General features: G+C 69.2%; 16 protein-coding genes. 9 read left to right on the top strand and 7 right to left on the bottom strand.

From position 1 onward, the window contains the following. Window positions 1–199 precede the first annotated feature (199 nt). Genes tsaD through FHR20_RS12945 form a run of 3 tightly spaced genes read left to right on the top strand, consistent with a single transcriptional unit; the run spans window position 200 to window position 2,735 of the window. Window positions 200–1,225, top strand: a complete 1,026-nt coding sequence (gene tsaD / locus FHR20_RS12955) for a tRNA (adenosine(37)-N6)-threonylcarbamoyltransferase complex transferase subunit TsaD (RefSeq protein ID WP_167300024.1) — start codon at window positions 200–202, stop codon at window positions 1,223–1,225. Beyond that, window positions 1,222–2,202, top strand: a complete 981-nt coding sequence (locus tag FHR20_RS12950) for an NAD(P)H-dependent glycerol-3-phosphate dehydrogenase (RefSeq protein ID WP_167300023.1) — start codon at window positions 1,222–1,224, stop codon at window positions 2,200–2,202. The genes tsaD and FHR20_RS12950 overlap by 4 nt, the downstream gene beginning before the upstream one ends. Next, the gene (locus tag FHR20_RS12945; protein WP_167300022.1) at window positions 2,199–2,735 is read left to right on the top strand and encodes a DUF1697 domain-containing protein; all 537 of its coding nucleotides are present in this window, start codon (window positions 2,199–2,201) and stop codon (window positions 2,733–2,735) included. Before FHR20_RS12950 ends, FHR20_RS12945 begins: the two co-directional genes overlap by 4 nt. Here the strand turns inward: FHR20_RS12945 and FHR20_RS12940 are convergent. After that, complete coding sequence (locus FHR20_RS12940; RefSeq protein ID WP_167300021.1) at window positions 2,732–2,890, bottom strand: DUF1674 domain-containing protein; 159 nt, start codon at window positions 2,888–2,890, stop codon at window positions 2,732–2,734. The two genes, FHR20_RS12945 and FHR20_RS12940, sit on opposite strands and share 4 nt — an antisense overlap. A 35-nt stretch (window positions 2,891–2,925) precedes the next feature. Here FHR20_RS12940 and FHR20_RS12935 point away from each other — a divergent pair, with 35 nt between their 5' ends. The 5 genes from FHR20_RS12935 to purH all read left to right on the top strand — a co-directional run bounded on the left by FHR20_RS12935 (window position 2,926) and on the right by purH (window position 8,561). Next, entirely contained in the window at window positions 2,926–4,221 is a 1,296-nt protein-coding gene (locus FHR20_RS12935) for a transcription antitermination factor NusB (protein ID WP_167300020.1), read from the top strand. A 37-nt stretch (window positions 4,222–4,258) separates the two neighbouring features. Then, complete coding sequence (gene rpe / locus FHR20_RS12930) at window positions 4,259–4,915, top strand: ribulose-phosphate 3-epimerase (RefSeq protein WP_086127823.1); 657 nt, start codon at window positions 4,259–4,261, stop codon at window positions 4,913–4,915. Beyond that, window positions 4,912–6,645, top strand: coding sequence for a heparinase II/III domain-containing protein (locus FHR20_RS12925; RefSeq protein WP_167300019.1), 1,734 nt, complete (start codon window positions 4,912–4,914; stop codon window positions 6,643–6,645). The genes rpe and FHR20_RS12925 overlap by 4 nt, the downstream gene beginning before the upstream one ends. A 35-nt stretch (window positions 6,646–6,680) precedes the next feature. Then, the gene (locus FHR20_RS12920; RefSeq protein ID WP_167300018.1) at window positions 6,681–6,887 is read left to right on the top strand and encodes a hypothetical protein; all 207 of its coding nucleotides are present in this window, start codon (window positions 6,681–6,683) and stop codon (window positions 6,885–6,887) included. A 102-nt stretch (window positions 6,888–6,989) separates the two neighbouring features. Beyond that, the gene (purH, locus tag FHR20_RS12915; RefSeq protein WP_167300017.1) at window positions 6,990–8,561 is read left to right on the top strand and encodes a bifunctional phosphoribosylaminoimidazolecarboxamide formyltransferase/IMP cyclohydrolase; all 1,572 of its coding nucleotides are present in this window, start codon (window positions 6,990–6,992) and stop codon (window positions 8,559–8,561) included. Between the two features lie 18 nt (window positions 8,562–8,579). Here the strand turns inward: purH and FHR20_RS12910 are convergent, their stop codons facing one another. The 5 genes from FHR20_RS12910 to nadB form a co-directional block, all read right to left on the bottom strand. Further along, complete coding sequence (locus FHR20_RS12910) at window positions 8,580–10,109, bottom strand: lipopolysaccharide biosynthesis protein (protein ID WP_243857309.1); 1,530 nt, start codon at window positions 10,107–10,109, stop codon at window positions 8,580–8,582. Then, window positions 10,106–12,862 (bottom strand): DNA polymerase I, encoded by a 2,757-nt coding sequence (gene polA, locus FHR20_RS12905; protein ID WP_167300016.1) that lies wholly within the window; start codon window positions 12,860–12,862, stop codon window positions 10,106–10,108. Before polA ends, FHR20_RS12910 begins: the two co-directional genes overlap by 4 nt. 183 nt (window positions 12,863–13,045) lie before the next feature. Next, window positions 13,046–14,167 carry a serine hydrolase gene (locus FHR20_RS12900; RefSeq protein ID WP_286712379.1) on the bottom strand — a complete coding sequence of 374 codons (1,122 nt, stop codon included), beginning with the start codon at window positions 14,165–14,167 and terminating at the stop codon, window positions 13,046–13,048. 163 nt (window positions 14,168–14,330) lie between these two features. Then, a complete protein-coding gene (locus FHR20_RS12895; RefSeq protein WP_167300015.1) occupies window positions 14,331–15,728 on the bottom strand; it encodes a glycosyltransferase family protein in 1,398 nt (465 codons plus the stop codon). Window positions 15,729–15,760: 32 nt separating this feature from the next. After that, complete coding sequence (nadB, locus tag FHR20_RS12890; protein ID WP_167300014.1) at window positions 15,761–17,365, bottom strand: L-aspartate oxidase; 1,605 nt, start codon at window positions 17,363–17,365, stop codon at window positions 15,761–15,763. Window positions 17,366–17,443: 78 nt separating this feature from the next. Here nadB and FHR20_RS12885 point away from each other — a divergent pair, with 78 nt between their 5' ends. Next, window positions 17,444–18,352: a CE1 family esterase gene (locus FHR20_RS12885; protein ID WP_208413578.1), complete on the top strand. Its 909-nt coding sequence runs from the start codon at window positions 17,444–17,446 to the stop codon at window positions 18,350–18,352. 55 nt (window positions 18,353–18,407) lie between these two features. On the opposite strand, the gene FHR20_RS12880 is transcribed toward FHR20_RS12885, so the two are convergent. Next, a complete protein-coding gene (locus tag FHR20_RS12880) occupies window positions 18,408–19,079 on the bottom strand; it encodes a TrmH family RNA methyltransferase (RefSeq protein ID WP_167300012.1) in 672 nt (223 codons plus the stop codon).

Here is a 19,079-nt window from a genome sequence, read left to right as displayed (position 1 = left end):
CCGCCTTACCGGCTTGGTCGCCGCTTGTCGAAGCGGACGCGGAGGCGCGGAGCACGCGGAGATGGGGCAACCGGCCGCGCCGCGGCCCCGTCTCCCCATTTCTTCTCCGCGCCTCCGCGTGAACCAAAAGCCGCCCGAACTTCGACAATCGCCGCCCGACACCCTAGATGCGCAGACAACGGAGTATGAAACGAACGACATGGCCCTGATCCTCGGCCTCGAATCGAGTTGCGACGAAACCGCCGCCGCACTGGTCACCACCGACCGGCGGGTGCTGGCGCACAAGCTGGCGCGGCAGGAAGCGGCGCATCGCCCCTATGGCGGCGTGGTGCCCGAGATCGCGGCGCGCGCGCATGTCGAGGCGCTGGGCCCGTTGATCGAGGGCGCCTTTGCGGAAGCCGGCGTCACGCTCGCCGATGTCGACGCGGTCGCGGCGACCGCCGGCCCCGGGCTGATCGGCGGAGTCATGGTCGGCCTCGTCGCCGGCAAGGCGCTGGCGCTGGCGGGCGGCAAGCCGCTGATCGCGGTCAACCATCTCGAGGGGCATGGCCTGTCGCCGCGGCTCACCGATCCCGATCTGGAATTTCCCTATCTGCTGCTGCTCGTCTCGGGGGGCCATTGCCAGTTGCTGCTCGTCGAGGGCGTGGGCCGCTACCGGCGCCTCGCCACCACGATCGACGACGCCGCGGGCGAGGCGTTCGACAAGACCGCCAAGATGCTGGGACTCGGCTTTCCCGGCGGCCCGGCAGTGGAGGAAGCGGCGGCGCGCGGCGATCCCGGGGCAGTGCCGCTGCCGCGCCCGCTGCTCGGCTCGGCGGAACCGCATTTCTCCTTCGCCGGCCTGAAGAGCGATGTGGCGCGCAAGGTCGGCCGCTATGATGCCGAGGATATCGCGGCGTCCTTCCAGCAGGCGGTGGTCGATTGCCTGGTCGATCGCACGCGCCGGGCGCTGGCGAAGGTGGAGGCGACGGCGCTGGTGGTGGCGGGCGGCGTCGCGGCGAACAAGGCGGTGCGCGGCGCCCTGGAACGATTGGCCGCGGAAGCCGGCATGCGCTTCGTCGCGCCGCCGCTCTGGCTCTGCACCGACAATGCGGCGATGATCGGCTGGGCGGGAGCCGAACGGTTCCTGGCGGGGTTCAGCGATCCGCTCGACACGCCGGCGCGGGCGCGCTGGCCGCTCGATCCGGATGCGGAGAAGGTTCGCGGCGCGGGAGTGAAGGCATGAGGATAGGCGTGATCGGTGGCGGCGCCTGGGGGACGGCCCTGGCCCAGGTCGCGGCGCGGGGCGGCAGCGAGGAGGTGCTGCTCTGGGCGCGCGAGGCACAGGTGGTGGAGAGTGTGAACCTCCGCCACCGCAACGATCTGTTCCTTCCGCAAGTGCCCCTCAGCCCGAGCATCCGCGCCACGCGCGAACTTGGCGACCTTGCGGACATGCAGGCGTTGCTGGTGGTGGCCCCGGCCCAGCATGTCCGCGCCGTCCTGTCCGAGACGCCGGTCGGCGACACGCCGCTGGTCCTCTGCGCCAAGGGGATCGAGGCCGGTACCAAGCTGCTGGTCGGCGAAGTAGCCCATCAGGTCGCCCCGCGGGCACCGCTCGCGGTGCTCTCCGGTCCCACCTTCGCCCACGAAGTCGCGGCCGGCAAACCCACTGCCGTTACCCTGGCCTGCGAGGACGAGGGGCTGCGCACCCGCCTCGCCGAGCGGCTGGCGGGGCCTGCCTTCCGCACCTATGGCTCGGGAGATCTGGTGGGCGCGGAGATCGGCGGGGCGGTCAAGAACGTCCTCGCCATCGCCTGCGGCGTGGTGGAGGGCGCCGGCCTGGGCCTCAATGCCCGCGCCGCGCTGATCGCCCGGGGCTTTGCCGAGATGACGCGCTTCGGCCTTGCCCGCGGCGCCCAGGCGGAGACGCTCACCGGCCTGTCCGGCCTGGGCGATCTCGTTCTCACCTGCTCCTCCACCAATTCGCGTAACTTCTCCCTCGGTCTCGGCCTCGGCCAGGGGAAGCAGGCCGCGGCGCTGATGGCCGACCGCAAGACCGTGGCCGAAGGCGCCTTCACCGCGCCCGTCCTGCGCGAAGCCGCGCGGGACGCGGGGATCGACATGCCCGTCACGCGCGCGGTCAACGACCTGCTGGAGGGCGCGCCCGTCGCCCGGGTGATCGAGGAGCTGCTCAGCCGGCCCTTGCGGGAGGAGCTGCAGTGAAGTGGGCGGCGATGCTCCGGGGAATCAACCTGGGCAAGCGCCAGCTCAAGTCGGCGGAGCTCAAGGCCGTGGTCGAGGGGATGGGCTTCACCGAGGTGAAGACGATCCTCGCCTCGGGAAATGTCGTGTTCGAGGCCGGCGACGCGGCGCCCGAGGCCATCGAGCGCGATCTCCACGCCGCGCTGGAGCGCGCCACCGGCCTCAAGTCCGAAGTGTTCGTGCGCAACCGGGCCGATCTCGAGAAGCTGGTCGAGGCCAATCCCTTCCCCGAGGAAGCGAAGGCGCGGCCCAGCTATCTCCTCGTCACCTTCCACCGCGCGCCGCCGGACCGGGCGGCGATCGGCCGGCTGGCGGAAAGCCATGACGGCCCCGAGCGCATGGTGGTGGTGGGCCGCGAACTGTTCACCGACTTCCCCGAGGGCCAGGGCCGTTCGACCCTGGTTCCCGCGATGCAGAAGGCTAGGCTGGCCCAGGGCAATACCGGGCGCAACTGGAACACCGTGCGCAAGCTGCTCGCCGCGCTGGGCGACTAGAAATCGACGGCGATGCCCTTCAGCTCCCAGTCGCCATAGCGGGTGGGATTCTGGCCGAGCGGGTCCCGGGTCTCCCTTGCCGGCTCGGGCTTCGGCACCGGCGGACTCGGCGTCAGATACGCGGGCGGTTTCACATTTGCGGGGCGCTGGGCCATAGGCAGCAGATCGTCCTTCCCAACGCCGAGGTCAAGTGAAGCCGCCGCGCCGCCATTCTCCCCGTCCTTCTCCCCGCCAGGCGCCCGACGCTCCCGGCGTTCCCACGCGCCGGGCCGCGCTCAGGCTGCTCGATGCGGTGCTCCGGCGCGGGCTGGCGCTGGAGCAGGCGCTCGACTCGGCGGCGCAGGGCCTTGCGCCCAATGATCGCGGCCTTGCCCATGCCATCGCCGCCGAGGTGCTGCGCCGGCTCCCCGATCTCGACGCGCTGATCGATTCGGCGACGAAGCAGCGTCTTCCCGACGATGCCAAGGCACGTTTCGCGCTGCGCATCGCGCTCGTCCAGGCGCTGGCGCTCGGCACGCCGGGCCATGCCGCGATCGCCACCGTGCTGCCGCTCGTCGATGGCGGACCGCGCAAGCTGGTGCACGGCGTGTTCGGTGCGCTGGTCCGCCAGGGTGCGACGCTGCCCGAGCCGCCGACCCTGCCCGATGCGGTGGCGCTGCGCTGGCACGCCGCCTGGGGCGACCAGGCGATCGAGGATGCCGAGCGTGCCATCGCGGTTCCGCCGCCGCTCGACCTGACCCTGCGCGACCCTGCGATCGTGCCCGACCTGCCCGGCACCAGCCTGATCGCCGGCCATCTCCGCCTCGACGAGAAAGGCGCGGTGGCAATGCTCCCCGGCTATGCCGAGGGCGAATGGTGGGTACAGGATCTCGCCGCCTCGCTCCCCGCCCGGCTGATCGGCAAGGGCAACGGCACCGCGCTCGACCTCTGCGCCGCCCCGGGGGGCAAGACGCTCCAGCTCGCCGCCGCCGGTTGGCGGGTGACCGCGGTCGACATTTCCGAAAGTCGTCTGGCGCGACTTCACGAAAATCTGGAGCGCACCGGCCTCGGCGCCGAAGTGATCGCCGCGGACCTGCTCGGCTGGGCGCCCGCGGCGCCCGCCGATGCGGTCCTGCTCGATGCGCCGTGCAGCGCCACCGGCATTTTCCGCCGTCATCCCGACGTGCTCCATCGCGTCCGTCCGAGCCTGATCCGGGAAATGGCCGAGCTGCAGGGCAGGCTCCTCGCCCGCGCCGCGGATTGGGTGAAGCCCGGCGGCACGCTCGTCTTCTCGACCTGCTCGCTCGAGCCCGAGGAGGGCGAGGCGCAGCTCGCCGCGTTCCTCGAGGCGCGTTCCGACTATGCGATCGCGCCGGTCCGGGCCGAGGCGCTTCCCCATGGCGTGGTGCCCCGCGACGACGGCAGCCTTCGCCTGCTCCCCGGAACGCTTGCCGATGCCGGCGGGTTGGACGGTTTCTTCATCGCGAGGCTCGTCCGCAACGGCTGAGGTTGCGCGCGAATCGCGGGGTGCCTAAGGATTCGTCATGGCCGTCCGCATCGCACCTTCGATCCTCTCCGCCGATTTCGCCAAGCTGGGCGAGGAAATCCGCGCCATCGACGCGGCGGGAGCCGACTGGATCCATGTCGACGTGATGGACGGGCATTTCGTGCCCAACATCACGATCGGCCCGGGCGTGATCAAGGCGTTGCGCCCGCACACGGCCAAGCCGTTCGACGTGCACCTGATGATCGCCCCGGTGGATCCGCTGCTCCAGGCCTTTGCCGATGCCGGTGCCGATTGCATCTCGGTCCATCCGGAATCGGGCCCGCATCTCCACCGCACGCTCCAGACGATCAAGGGCCTGGGCAAGCGCGCCGGCGTGGTGCTCAATCCTTCCACGCCGGTGGACGCCGTCGACTATGTCATGGACATGATCGACCTCATCCTGGTGATGAGCGTGAACCCCGGCTTCGGCGGGCAGAAGTTCATCGAGAGCCAGCTGGGCAAGATCGCCGAGCTGCGCAGGCGGATCGATGCCAGCGGCCGCGCGATCGACCTGGAGGTGGATGGCGGGATCGACCGCGAGACGGCCCCGCGCGCTATCGCCGCGGGTGCCGATGCGCTGGTCGCCGGCACCGCCACCTTCACCGGCGGCCCCAGTCGATACGCGGCGAACATCGCCGCCCTGCGAGGCGGGTGAGCGATGAGAGGATCGACTCCGGAGCCGACGGAGTCGAGCAGGGCAAGCGGCTCATCCGCACGGGCGGGGAACGCGGGCTCAGCCTTGCCGAGCGCATCTCCGAGCGCTTCCAGCGCCTCGCCTGGCGTACGCCGCTCCACAATATGCGCCTGAAGGGCCGGCACCCCCTGAAACTGATCGCGGTGGGCGAGGACCCGTTCTTCGGCGATGTCGAACGGGGCAACGCGCTGCTCGACGGCATGGTGCGTTTCCGGGGGGAAGAGCGTTCGATCGCCGGGCTCGACTTCACCCGGCCCGACTGGTCGGTGGCGATGGGCGCGTATCTCCACGGCTTCGGCTGGCTGCGCGATCTCTCCAGCGTCACCACCCGCGTCACCGCGGCGCCGATCGCCGAGGCGCTGATGCAGCGATGGCTCGCCGTGCATGGCGACAAGGTCTCCGATCCCGCCTGGCGCGCCGACCTGGTCGGCCGGCGCATCCTCGCCTGGACTGCCCATGCGCCGCTGATCCTTTCGGCCAACGACCTGGTCTATCGCTCCTCGGTGCTCCACGCGCTGGCCAAGGGCGCGCGCCATCTCGATCGCGCCGCCGATCGCGTCCCGCTCGGCACGCCGCGCATCGCCGCCTGGTGCGGCGTGCTGGCTGCCGGGCTGATGATCCCGGGCGGCGATCCGCGCCGTTCCTTCGGCGAGACCGGGCTGCGCCGCGCGCTCGAACAGTCGATGTTCGACGATGGCGGCACCGTCGGCCGCTCGCCCTGGGGCCAGCTCGATGCGGTGCAGCTGCTGACGATCCTGGCCAACGCCTATGAGGCGCGCCGGCTCGAGCCGCCCGCTTTCGTCGCCTCGGCGCTGGGCAGGATGGTCACCGCGCTGCTCGGCGTCTGCCATGGCGACAAGGGCCTGGGCAGCTGGCAGGGCAGCGCCCCCGTGCCCGGCGCGCTGATCGAGCAGGCGGTGGAGGCGACGGGCGTGCGCACCCGCCCGCTCAAACAGGCGCGCGAATGGGGCTATCAGCGGCTGAACGCCGGCGGCACGGTGCTGATCGTCGATGCGGCACCGCCGCCGCTCGCCCGGCTGGCCGCGGGCGGCTGCGCCTCGACGCTCGCCTTCGAGCTTTCGGACGGGCCGCACCGGATCGTCGTCAATTGCGGCGGCTCGAACATGGCCAATGCCGCGCTTCCCGCCGCGCTGAGCGAGGGCCTGCGCACCACCGCCGCGCATTCCACCCTTGTGCTGGCCGACAGCAATTCGACGGCGATCCACCCGGACGGCTCGCTGGGCCGCGGCGTTGTGGAAGTCGAGCTGGCGCGCACCGAAAGCGAGAATGGCAGCCGGATCGAGGCGAGCCATGACGGCTATGTCCGCCGCCTGGGCTTCGTCCATCGCCGGCTGATCGCACTGGGCGGCGATGGGCGCGACGTGCGCGGCGAGGACATGCTGCTTCCCGCCGACAAGCGGAAACGCAAGACGAACACGCCGTTCGCGATTCGCTTCCACCTGGCGCCCCAGGTCGAGATCTCGCCCACGGCCGACGGCCAGGCGGCGATCCTGCGCCTGCCGAGCGGGCATCTGTGGCAATTCCGCTGCAAGGGCGGCGCGCTTGCCTTCGAAGACTCGCTCTGGATCGACGGCACGGGCAAGCCGGTGCCGACGAAGCAACTGGTGATCACCGGCGAATCGCTCGCGGGCGGTGCAAACGTCAGCTGGCTGTTCCACCGCGCGAAGTGATAGGGCTCCCCCGCTGATTCGGGGGAGGAAGCGGGATGGCGCAGGTCGAAGTGTTCGATGAGGAGGACGCGCGCGAGCCGTTGTTCGTCGGTGAGTTCGGGTTTCTGCCGCGGGCCGGCGAAAGCCTGTCGATCGAAGTCGACGGCGCCTTCAGCTACTATCGGGTGACCGAAGTGTGGTTCCGTCACGACGAGGAAAGCGACGCGTTCCAGCCCTGCCTGCGCGTCGAACTCGAAGACTAGTCGTTTTCGGTAGGGCGGCACCGGCCCGCTCGCGATTCAGCGAAGCCGAAAACGACGCTAGGGGTTGCGCCCGGCGCCCCGATCCGTAGAGGGGCTTGCCGCATGGATCAGGTGAAAATCAGGCGCGCACTCCTCTCGGTCTCCGACAAGACCGGGATCGTCGAACTCGCACAGGCGCTGGCGGCGCAGGGAGTCGAGCTCGTCTCGACCGGGGGCACCGCCACCGCGCTCCGCAATGCCGGGCTCGCGGTTCGCGACATCTCCGACCTCACGGGCTTTCCCGAGATGATGGACGGACGCGTGAAGACGCTGCATCCCAAGGTGCATGGCGGCCTGCTCGCGATTCGCGGCAACGAGGACCATGAGACGTCGATGGCCGAGCACGAGATCGCCCCGATCGATCTCGTCGTGGTCAATCTCTATCCCTTTGCCGAGACGGTGGCGCGCGGCGCGAACCGCGACACGATCATCGAGAATATCGACATCGGCGGCCCCTCGATGGTGCGCTCCGCGGCGAAGAACCACGAGAGTGTCGCGATCCTCACCGATCCGGCCGACTATGCGCTGGTGGCGGACGGCACGACCACGCTGGCCCAGCGGCGCAAGTTCGCCGCCAAGGCCTATGCCGCCACCGCCGCCTATGACGCGATGATCGCCAGCTGGTTCGGCGTGGTCGATCAGGGCGAGCAATTCCCCGACACGATGCACCTTGCCCTCAAGCGCGGCCAGGAGCTGCGCTATGGCGAGAATCCGCACCAGAAGGCAGCCTTCTACATCCATGGCGGCCCGCATGTGCAGGGCATCGGCCAGGCGCGCCAGGTCCAGGGCAAGGAGCTGAGCTACAACAATTACAACGACGCGGATGCCGCCCTCGAGCTGGTCAGCGAGTTCCGCGACGGCCCGCCGACCGTCGTGATCGTCAAGCACGCCAATCCCTGCGGCGTGGCGAGCGCGGCGACGCTTGCGGATGCCTATGCCGCGGCCTTTGCCTGCGACACCGTCTCGGCGTTCGGCGGAATCATTGCCGTGAATCGTCCGCTCGACCGCGCCACCGCCGAGCAGATCACGTCGATCTTCACCGAAGTCGTGGTCGCTCCGGGGGCCGATGAAGAGGCGCTCGCGCTGTTCGAGGCGAAGAAGAATCTGCGCCTGTTGCTGACCGAGGGCCTGCCCGATCCGGCGCGCGGCGGCCTCACGGCCAAATCCTTCGCGGGCGGCTGGCTGGTCCAGAGCCGCGACAACGGCATCGTCGCGCGCGAGGACCTGAAAGTGGTGACGAAGCGCGCGCCGACCGAGCAGGAGCTGGCGGACTGCCTGTTCGCCTGGACGGTGGCCAAGCACGTCAAGTCGAACGCGATCGTCTATGCCAGGGACGGCAGCACCGCCGGCATCGGCGCCGGCCAGATGAACCGGCTGGAGAGCGCGCGCATCGCCGCCTGGAAGGCGAAGGACGCCGCCGACAAGGCCGGCTGGGCGCAGCCGCGCACGATCGGCTCCGCGGTCGCCTCCGATGCCTTCTTCCCCTTTGCCGACGGTCTGCTCGCCGCGGTGGAGGCCGGGGCGACGGCGGTGATCCAGCCCGGCGGCTCGATCCGCGACGACGACGTGATCGCGGCGGCCGATGCGGCCGGCCTCGCGATGGTCTTCACCGGCATGCGGCATTTCCGGCACTAAATGGGGAAGGAAGGGGAGCTAGAGCTTCCCTTCCGTCGGCAGCGTCGCTTCGCCGGCCGCCGGCATCTTGCGGAACAATGCCCGGTCCTCCGGGCCGAAGCCGAACTTGATGATCACGAACAGATAGGTGACCAGGATCGCCGGCATGCCGATGCTGAGCTCGGCCCATTCATAGTGCTTGGGCAGGCTGGCGAATGCGCCGCCGACCAGGCTGGCGATCGCGATCGCGGCAAAGAAGCTCGGGCGGATCGAGACGACCGGCGCGCCGGTGAGGCGATAGAGCAGGGCGGCCTTCACCGCGGATCCGATGGTCAGCGACACGGCCAGCGCCAGCGCCGGTCCGGCCGCCTGGACCGGTTCGGGCCAGCCCTGCGCCCGTGCGACGAAGACGAACACGAAGCTCAGCGCGATCTGCAGCAGCAGCACGCATACCGAGACCGCCAGATTCTTGTGGCGGGCGATATAGACCAGGCCGGTCTCGCAGACCGCGCCGGTCGAGGCGAGCACTTCGGCGACGAGCAGGATGCACAGCGCGCCGGCGCCGATCACGAACTCCTTGCCGATCAGGCCCATCACGCCCTCGGCCGGGAGCGAGAACATCACCGCCAGCGCCGCCTGCGCGCTCGTCACCCAGAAGCCGACCTGGCGCACCTGCTTGGCGACGGCGGCCCTGTCGTCCTCGGCCAGCGCCTTGGTGACGACCGGCCCCAGGATCGGATCGAAGCTGGATTTGAGCCGCTGCGGCACCGATGCCACCTGCTGCGCCATATAGTAGATGCCCACCACGGCCGGGCTGAACAGCAGCGCGAGAATGAAGCGGTCGACATTGCGCGTCGCCCATTCGATCGCATCGGCGCCGGCAAGCGGCGCGTTGGCGCGTGCGAGCCACCAGATCGAGCTGGGCCGCGGCCGCCAGCCATGCGGCAGGCCATATTCCCTGACGAAGGGCAGGATCGAAGCGGCGAGGGCCGCGACCATCGACAGCGCATAGGCGAAGATCAGCCCGTCGCGCGCCGAGACATAGGAAAAGGCCCAGGCGGCGATGCTGATCGTCCAGGGCTCGATGATCGCCCGCGCGGTCACCGCCGCGCCGATATTGTGGCGATAGGCACAGGCCGAGAGCGCGACGTCGGAAAGCGCCGGGCACAGCACCACCAGCGCGATCAGCGGCTCGAGCCCGGTCACCTGGCTGTTGGGAAACATCGCCTGGGGGAAGAGGATCAGCACGCCGCTGGCGATCAGCGAGGCGATCAGCGCCACCACCATCGCATCCCACACGACATGCGCATGCGGCCGATCGGTATCGGCCAGCGCCTGGGCAAGCCCGCGCTTGAGGCCCAGCGTGGCCAGCAGCGCCGCAACCTCGATCACCAGGACTGCGATCGCATAGCGGCCGACAATGTCCGGGCCATAGGCGCGGCCGGCGATGAACAGGAACGGCAGGCGCGCGGCGAGGCGCAGGACGAAGCCGAGGATGTTGGTCCGCCCGCCCCGGGCGAGCGCGTTGATGTCTTCGCCCCCCGACAGCGCCGTCACGGTCTCGCTCAATGCGCCGCGCCCCAGCTCGGGCCCACGCCGATCTCGACGCCCAGCGGCACGCTGAGCTTCACCGCGGGCTCGGCAGCGGTCGCCATCACGCGCTGGATGACCGGCCTGGCGGCCTCCACATCGCCCTCGGGCAGCTCGAACACCAGCTCGTCATGCACCTGGAGCAGCATCTTTACGTTCGGCAGGCCCGCTTCGAGCAACGCCGGGCCCATCCGCGCCATCGCCCGCTTGATGATGTCTGCGCTGGTGCCCTGGATCGGCGCGTTGATCGCGGCGCGCTCGCTGCCGGCGCGCTCGTTCGGATTTGCCGACTTGAGGCGGGGGAAATGCGTCTTCCGGCCGAACAGCGTCGTGGTGTAGCCGCGCTCCTTGGCCAGGTTCAGCGTATCGGCGATGTAGCGGTTGATGCCGGGGAAGCGCTCGAAATAGCGGTTGATCATCGCCTGTGCCTCGTCCGGCGTCACGTCGAGGCGGCCGGCCAGGCCCCAGCGCGAGATGCCGTAGAGGATCGCGAAGTTGATCGTCTTGGCGCGACCGCGCGTGTCGCGGTTCACTTCGCCGAACAGCTCCATCGCGGTGCGGTTGTGAATGTCCTCGCCGTGCTCGAACGCCTCGCGCAGGGCAGGCACGTCGGCGATGTGCGCGGCCAGGCGCAGTTCGATCTGCGAATAGTCGGCCGAAAGAATCACATTGCCGGGTTCCGCCACGAACGCGTCCCGGATTTGTCTGCCGGTCTCGGTGCGGATCGGGATGTTCTGGAGGTTGGGATCGGTCGAGGAGAGCCGCCCGGTCTGTGCGCCGGTCAGGCTGTAGCTGGTGTGCACGCGCCCCGTCGCCGGGTTGATCTGGGCCTGGAGCGCATCGGTATAGGTGGATTTGAGCTTGGTGAGCTGGCGCCAGTCGAGCACCTTCAGCACCATCTCGCGGCCGGGCGAATCCTTGTCGGCCGCGATGCGCTCCAGTTCGTTCACGTCGGTGGAATAGACGCCGGACTTGCCCTTGCGCCCGCCCTTGATCCCCATCTTGTCGAACAGCACGTCGCCCAGCTGCTTGGGGCTGCCGATGGTGAACTTGAAGCCGGCCAGCCCGTGGATCTCTTCCTCCAGCGCGGCGATCTGGTGCGAGAAGTCGGTCGAGAGCCGGTGGAGCACCTGCGCATCCACCTTGATGCCTGCGCGCTCCATGCCCGCGATCACGCCGACCAGCGGCCGGTCGACCATCTCGTAGACTCGAGTCGAGCCCTCATAGGCGAGCCGCGGCTTGAAGCGGCGCCACAGCCGCAGCGTCACGTCCGCATCTTCGGCGGCGTAGCGGGTGGCGGCCTTGAGATCGACCTGGCCGAAGCCGAGCTGGTTCTTGCCCGTGCCGACCACGTCCTTGTAGGCGATGCAGCTGTGCGAGAGGTGAGTGGCGGCCAGTTCGTCCATGCCGTGCCCGTGCAGGCCGGCATCGAGATCGAAGCTCATCACGATCGTGTCGTCATAAGGGGCGACTTCGATGCCGCAGCGGCCGAGGACGATCAGGTCGTATTTGAGGTTGTGGCCGATCTTGAGGACGGCGGGATCCTCGAGCAGCGGCTTCAGCTTGGCGATCGCCGCGGCGCGATCGATCTGCACCGGCTTCTCGGCGAACATGTCGGTGCCGCCATGGGCGATGGGAATGTAGCAGGCCTTGTTCGGCGCCAGCGCCATCGAGACGCCGACCAGCTCCGCGCGCGTGGCGTCGACCCCGGTGGTCTCGGTGTCGACCGCCACCCAGCCCTGGTGCCGCGCCTGGGCGATCCACCGGTCGAGCGCGACTTCGTCCACCACGGTCTCATAGCCGTCGTGATCGCAGGGCGGATCTTCCTCCAGGCCCGGCGTCTCGTGCGTCTCGACCGGCGCATCCGCCACCGCCGACAGCCGGTTGAGCAGCGTGCGGAAGCCGTGATGCTCGAGGAACGCGCGCAGCGGCGCGTCCGGGATGCCCTTGAGCTCGAACGCTTCCAGCGGCTCGGGCAGCGGCACGTCGCTCGCCAGCTGGACCAGCTTGTGCGAAAGCCGGGCCATCTCGGCATGCTCGATCAGATTGTCGCGCATCTTCGACGGCTTCATCGAAGGCGCCGCCTCCAGCACGTCCTCGACCGTGCCGAATTCCTGGATCAGCTTGGCGGCGGTCTTGGGGCCGACGCCCTTCACGCCGGGAACATTGTCGACGCTGTCGCCCATCAGCGCCAGCACTTCGCCCAGCTTCTCGGGGAGCACGCCGAACTTCTCTTCGGTATCCTTGGGCCCCAGCCGCCGGTTGTTCATCGTGTCGAGCATGTCGACGGACGGGTCCGTCATCAGCTGCATCAAATCCTTGTCGGAGCTGACGATGGTCACGCTCCAGCCCTGGGCCAGCGCCGCCTTGGTATAGCTGGCGATCAGGTCGTCGGCTTCCCAGCCCGCTTCCTCGATGCAGGGCAGCGAGAAGGCGCGCGTCGCGTCGCGAATCATCGGGAACTGGGGCACCAGGTCCTCGGGCGCGGGCGGGCGGTGCGCCTTGTACTGGTCGTACAGCTCGTTGCGGAAGGTGTGCTCGCTCTTGTCGAGCACCACCGCCATATGGGTCGGGCCGTCGGCCTTGTTCAGTTCGTCGACCAGCTTCCACAGCATGGTCGTATAGCCATAGACGGCGCCCACCGGCTCGCCATGCTTGTTGGTGAGCGGTGGCAGCCGATGATAGGCGCGGAAGATATAGCCGGAGCCGTCGACGAGATAGAGATGGGGCATCGCCGCGCCGGGATAGCCGAGCCCGTGCGCCGAACAAAGCCCGCTTTGCTCCAGTTTGCGCGGTGGCGGAGGATTTCGGGCCCGTCCCGCCGTCCCGGACGGATTTGGCCGGCGTCGCGGGGCATGGCCGGGCGGTAGCCGTCGCGCATCGGGCGACCGGGCATTCCGCCCCCTGCGCGCGAACTAGTTGCGATAGGTCACGATTGCCTGCGCCACCTGCTGCATCAGCATCTGGCGTTCGCGCACCGGGCGGTGCGTGTCGCCGATCATGATCGCCAGCGCATAGGATTTGCCGTCCGGTGCCGTGAGGATGCCGACATCGTTGAAGCCTGCGGTGCGCGCACCCAGGTCCTGGCCGGTGCCGGTCTTGTGGCCATAGGTCCATCCCGGCGGCACCGCGCCATGCACGCGGGCGCGGCCGGTCTTGGCGCCGTCCATGGTCTGGAGCAGCCAGGCGGTCGCGGTCGGCGACAGCAGCTCGCCGCGCTTCAGCCGGGCAAGCGCCACCGAGATGCCCGCGGCGGCGGCGCCGTCGGGCGGATCCTTCACATAGGATTCGAATGCCGCGAGGCGCACGGCGGGCGAGAGGCGCGAGCGGGCGATCGCGAAGCTGTTGCCCATCGAATATTCGGGCTTCCAGGCGAGGCCCGCGGTGCCGGCCTGGAGCAGTTTCTCGCCGGGGCCGAAGCGCACGCCGGTGATGCCCTTGCGCGCGAGGAAGGTGCGGACGGCGTCGGGCCCGCCGACCAGCCGCAGCAGCTTGTCGTTGCAGGTGTTGTCGCTCATCTGCATCGCGCGGCGGATGATCTCGCCGACGCTGGCGGTATAGCCGGCATCGCCCTTCACCAGCGCGGCGACCGGCTGGTGGAACAAAGTGAAATCGGCCCTGGTGATCGTGATCGGGTCCTCGAGGCGGATCCTGCCCTGGTCGACCTGGTCGAGCACCGTCATCGCCACCCAGAGCTTGGACACGCTCTGCTGCGGCATCGGCCGTTCGCCGTTGGAAGCGACGATCCAGCCATCGTCGATGCTGGTCACCGCGACGCCGACAAGGCCTTCGAAATTGTTGGTGATGCCGCGGATCGCCTGGTCGAGCGCGCGCGGCGCCGGGGCAGTGGGCTTCCATGCCGAAGCCTTCGCCTTGGCATCGCCCCATGGGAAGGCGAGGCTCACGCCATAAGCGGCGGGCAGATAGGTGGCGAGCGACGGATCGCCATGCACGGTACAGCCTACCAGCATCGCCGGGCCGAGGCCCGCGATCGTCACTGCACGCTGAAACGTCGAGAAGTCCTCGAACTTAAACACTTAACACGACCCCTTGCCCGTCTGCGACCATGCGGCGGATGTGTTTCGCGGGAAAGTCCGCGCCACGCCGGGTTGCGACGAATACCAGCCTTGTAGCGGTGAAGCGTGAACGCAGCGAAAACGCTCCGCGATTTTTCGGCGGAACCCGGGGAAAGACCGGAGCTCAGTTGCCGCTGGCGCGAAGCCATGCGTCGATCCCGGTCGCGGCGGGATCGGGGGTGCAGCCGCCGGCGCGGCGCAGGACGCAGCCTGGCGCGTCGGTGCGGCCGGGCGCGGCGCAGGCCTCGAGCCGATATTGCTTCGGCAGCTCCGCGGCATGGGCGCGCGGCGCCACCACCGTGTCGAAGGCCCCGGCATGGCGCATGGCTTCCTCAGGCGTTCCAAGCACATAGATCGGCGTATCGCGGCGATAGAGCGCATAGGCGCCCGCAACGGTGTCGCGCGGGCGATAGAGCGCCAGGCCGCAGGTTCCCGGCGGCCGGCCCGCGCGTTCGAGCGCGGCGGCGAGATCGGCCTCCAGCGACCAGTTGGGGCGGAAATGCCCGGCCGCCAGCGCCGCCGAAGCCATGCCCCACAGGGCGAGCGTCCCCGCGGTTGCCAGCGCCAGCCGACGGCGCGGCAGCCGGCGGAGCAGTTCGGCGCTGCCGATCGCGGCCAGGATCACCAGCAGCGCGGTGCTCGCCAGCACGAAGCGATATTCCTTGTGCCCGATCAGCGAATGGAAACCGAGATGCACCAGCGCCACCCAGAGCAGCGCCGGATAGCGCTTCGCCCCGATCCAGGCGAGCAGCAGGATCGGTGCCGTCGCCAGATACCAATACCAGGCGATCAGCGAGAAATAGCCGTAAAGGGGCATCTCGCCATAGGCGCGGGCGCGCCCTTCGATCAGGTTGATCCGCGCCGCCTCGATCATCCAGCGGAACGGCGAGGCGCCCATGGCGAGGTTGGCGGCGGCGTCGATCGCCAGCGCCGCGCAGCCGCCCGCGATCATCGGCAGCCAGGCGCCGCGCCAGTCCCGCCGCGCGGCGAGGATCGCCAGGGTGAGCAGGGCGGGGCCATATTGGATGCGCGCGACGAAGCAGAGCCCCATCAGCAGCCCGGCGGCCGCGAATTGCCGGGGACCCGGCCGCGCATGCGCGAGCAGCAGCCAGATCGCGCCCATCAGCAGTGCGAGACCGATCGGCTCGGAGAGCGCGCGCGGGGCGAAATAGACCAGTTCGAACCAGGTCGCCGCGACGAATCCCGCCACGATCCCGTGCAATCGCGAGAGCCGGAGCCCGAGCGACACCGCCGCGCCCACGATCACCAGCGACAGCGCCGCCAGCGCCAGCCGCACCAGCAGCAGGTGGAGCATGGTATCGGGCGAAAGCGCGTGCCCCAGTCCCATCGGCACGGCGAGCAGCTCGGGGATCAGCCAGCTGCGCAGGCCCGCGCGATAGTCCCAGGTCTGCACCCAGGGGCCGGCCACCAGGTGCCAGGCCGGCTCCAGATATTGCCAGATCTCGTCGAACCAGCCGACCATGAAGGGAATCGAGGCGGCGATGCGCAGCGCGGCCGCCAAGGCGATCGCGCCCCAGAAGATCCGTCCGCCGCTCAGGGCACCAGCACCGTGTCGACCGCCACCGGCAGCGTCTCGGGATAGTCGAGCGTGTAATGGAGCCCGCGGCTTTCCTTGCGGTGGAGCGCGGAGCGGACGATCAGGTCGGCGCTCTCGAGCAGGTTGCGCAGCTCGATCAGGTCGGGCGTCACGCGGAAATGGCCGTAATAGTCCGCCACTTCCTCGCGCAGCATCTTGATCCGGTGCGCCGCCCGCTCGAGCCGCTTGGTGGTGCGCACGATGCCGACATAGTTCCACATGAAACGGCGGATCTCGGTCCAGTTCTGCTTGATCACCACTTCCTCGTCGGAATCGGTGACCCGGCTCTCGTCCCAGGGGCGGATGGCGGGGGGCGGGGCAAGCTCGCCCCAATGCGCGGTGATGTGGCGGGCCACCGCCTCGCCGAACACGAAGCATTCGAGCAGCGAGTTGGACGCCAGGCGATTGGCGCCGTGCAGCCCGGACTGGCTGACTTCCCCGGCGGCGTAGAGATTGGGCAGGTCGGTGCGCCCGTCGCGATCGATCACCACGCCGCCGCAAGTATAGTGCTGGGCGGGGACCACGGGGATCGGCTCGCGCGTCATGTCGATGTCGAGGTCGAGCAGCCGGGCATGGATGGTCGGGAAGTGCTGCTTCACGAATTCCGCGCCCATATGGCTGATGTCGAGATGGACATAGTCGAGGCCGAGCCGCTTGATCTCATGGTCGATCGCGCGCGCCACGATGTCGCGCGGCGCCAGCTCGGCCCGGGGGTCGAGCTCGGGCATGAAGCGGCGGCCCGCCTCGTCGCCCGCATCCGGCGGCAGCAGCAGCCGGCCGCCTTCGCCGCGCACCGCCTCGGTGATCAGGAAGTTCTTGACCTCGAGATTGTAGAGGCAGGTGGGATGGAACTGCATCATTTCCATGTTCGAGATGCGGCAGCCCGCGCGCCACGCCATGGCGATGCCGTCGCCGGTCGCGCCGCGCGGCGCGGTGGAGAAGAGATAGGTGCGCCCCGCGCCGCCGGTCGCCAGCACGGTGGCGCGCGCGGTGAACAGCTCGACGCGGTTGGTCCGCCGGTTGAAGGCATAGACGCCCCAGACGTTGCCCGCGCCCGAATAGCGTTCCTCATGCCGGCTGGTGGCGAGGTCGATCACCACCATGTCGGGCACCAGGGTGATGTTGGGATTGGCCTGGGCCGCCTTGAGCAGCGCGGTCTGCACCGCCAGGCCGGTCGCGTCGTCGACATGGACGATGCGGCGATGGCTGTGCCCGCCCTCGCGGGTGAGGTGGAGCGTGCCGCCCTCGGTGTTGAAGGGCACGCCGATCTCCGCCAGCCGGGCGATCGCGGCGGGGGCGTTCTCCACCACCATCTCCACCGTCGCGCGGTCGTTGAGTCCGGCGCCGGCGATCATGGTGTCCTCGATATGGCTCTCGAACGTGTCGCCCGGCTCGAGCACCGCGGCGATGCCGCCCTGCGCCCAGGCAGTCGATCCTTCCGCGAAGCCGCCCTTGGCGAGCACGGTCACCTTGAAGCGCTGGGCGAGGTTGAGCGCGGCGGTGAGTCCCGCCGCGCCCGATCCGATGACGAGGATGTCGCTGCTATGGGGATCGTGCGCCATGTCTTCGCTGGATGTCTCTTCCGCTGGTTCCCGCCCGGACTAGGCGCTAGGCAGGGGTGCTGGCAACGGGAGAGAGATATGCGCCGCCAAAGCCTGGGTTTCGCGATCGCCGCGCTGGCGGCGCTCTGGGCCGCTCCCGCCGCCGCGGCCGGCTGCACGCTGGGCGCGCCCGGCGAGACGGTGCGCGTGGCGGTGGGCGCGACGGGGCGGTCCGCGATGCTGCATCTGCCCGAAGGCTTCGCGCGCACGCGCCCGGCGCCCCTCGTCCTGCTGCTCCACGGCAGCGGTGGTTCCGGGAAGGCGATATTGGAGAATTCGAAGCTCGCTGCGGCCGCCGATCGTCACGGCTTCATCGTCGTCGCGCCCGATGCCGGCATCCCGGTGCAGATGGGCTTTGTGTGGAACATACCGGGCGTCCCCACCGTCACCGGCAGGATCCCCACTGCGGAGGACGCCGACGACGTCGCCTTTCTGAAGGGCGTGATCGACTGGCTGGCGGCCAATCGCTGCGTCGACCGGACGCGCGTCTATGCCACCGGCCTTTCGGGCGGCGGGCGGATGAGCAGCTGGCTCGGCTGCGTCGCCGCCGATCGCTTCGCCGCGATCGCGCCGGTGGTCGGCCTGCGCGCCGGCAACCCGCTGGCGAGCGATCCGCGCCTGCCCGATCCCGCCACCTGCCGGCCGGACCGGCCGCTGCCGGTGATCGCCTTTGCCGGCGATGCGGACAGGACCAACCCGATCCAGGGCGGCGGCGCGGGCTATTGGCAATATACCATGGCGACGGCGCTCGCCCGCTGGGCCGATCTCGACTTGTGCCGGGCGGGGCCGGTGCAGCGCGACATCGACGCCAAGCTCTACGAGATCCGCTATTCGGACTGCCGCGCCGGCGCAGAGGTGACCGGCCGGATCACCCGCGGCGCCGGCCATGTCTGGGCGGCGGACAATGACGCGATATGGGCTTTCTTCGCCCGGCATCGCCGCCGCTGATGGGCGCAGCGAAGCGCGGCGCATACCGGGGATGGGACGGATCGCGGCCGAAATCTCAATCCTGTGGCATCACCGTCGGCAGCGGGACCTCGCGCGGGCCGCGTCGGTCGCGTAGCCGGTACTTGCTCTGATATTCGCGACGCTGGCGGCACACCTCGTACATCACGATGCCCGAGCTGGTACCCAGGTTCAGGCTCTCGATCATTCCGAACATCGGGATGCCGACGCACATCTCGCTGCGCTCGACGGCGCGGTCGCTGATACCGATCGCTTCGCTGCCGAACCAGACCGCGAGCTTGGTAAAGGCAGTGAAATCCCCCTCGTGGAGGTAGATGCTCCTCTTGCCCTTCACATGGGGCGAGGTCACGATCGAGATGAAGCCGTTCTTCTCGAGATGATCGAAACAGGCATCGGTCGAATCGAAGCGCTTCACGAAGGTCCATTTGACTGCCGAAACCGAGGTCTTGGAGATTCCCCTGTCTCCTCGCAGTTCCTGCCAGTCGTCTGGTAGCGATCCGCGACTGTCCACCACATAGACCTTCTCGACTCCCAGCGCGTTGGCGTTGCGGATCACGGTGCCGATGTTCTTGATGTCGGTCGGGTTCTCGATCACCGCGATCAGGTTCTTGCAGCGAAAGTCCTTGATCGCGTCGGCGCGCAGCCGCGCAGTGTTCTTCGGCTTGGCCCGATCCTCGGGTGTGGGTATTTCGTCGTCGGTATCGTGCAT

The sequence above is a fragment of the Sphingomonas leidyi genome, assembly GCF_011761945.1.
Lineage (GTDB): Bacteria > Pseudomonadota > Alphaproteobacteria > Sphingomonadales > Sphingomonadaceae > Sphingomonas > Sphingomonas leidyi.
Note: the sequence above shows the minus strand (reverse complement) of the source record. Positions and strands in the feature narration are given on the sequence as shown.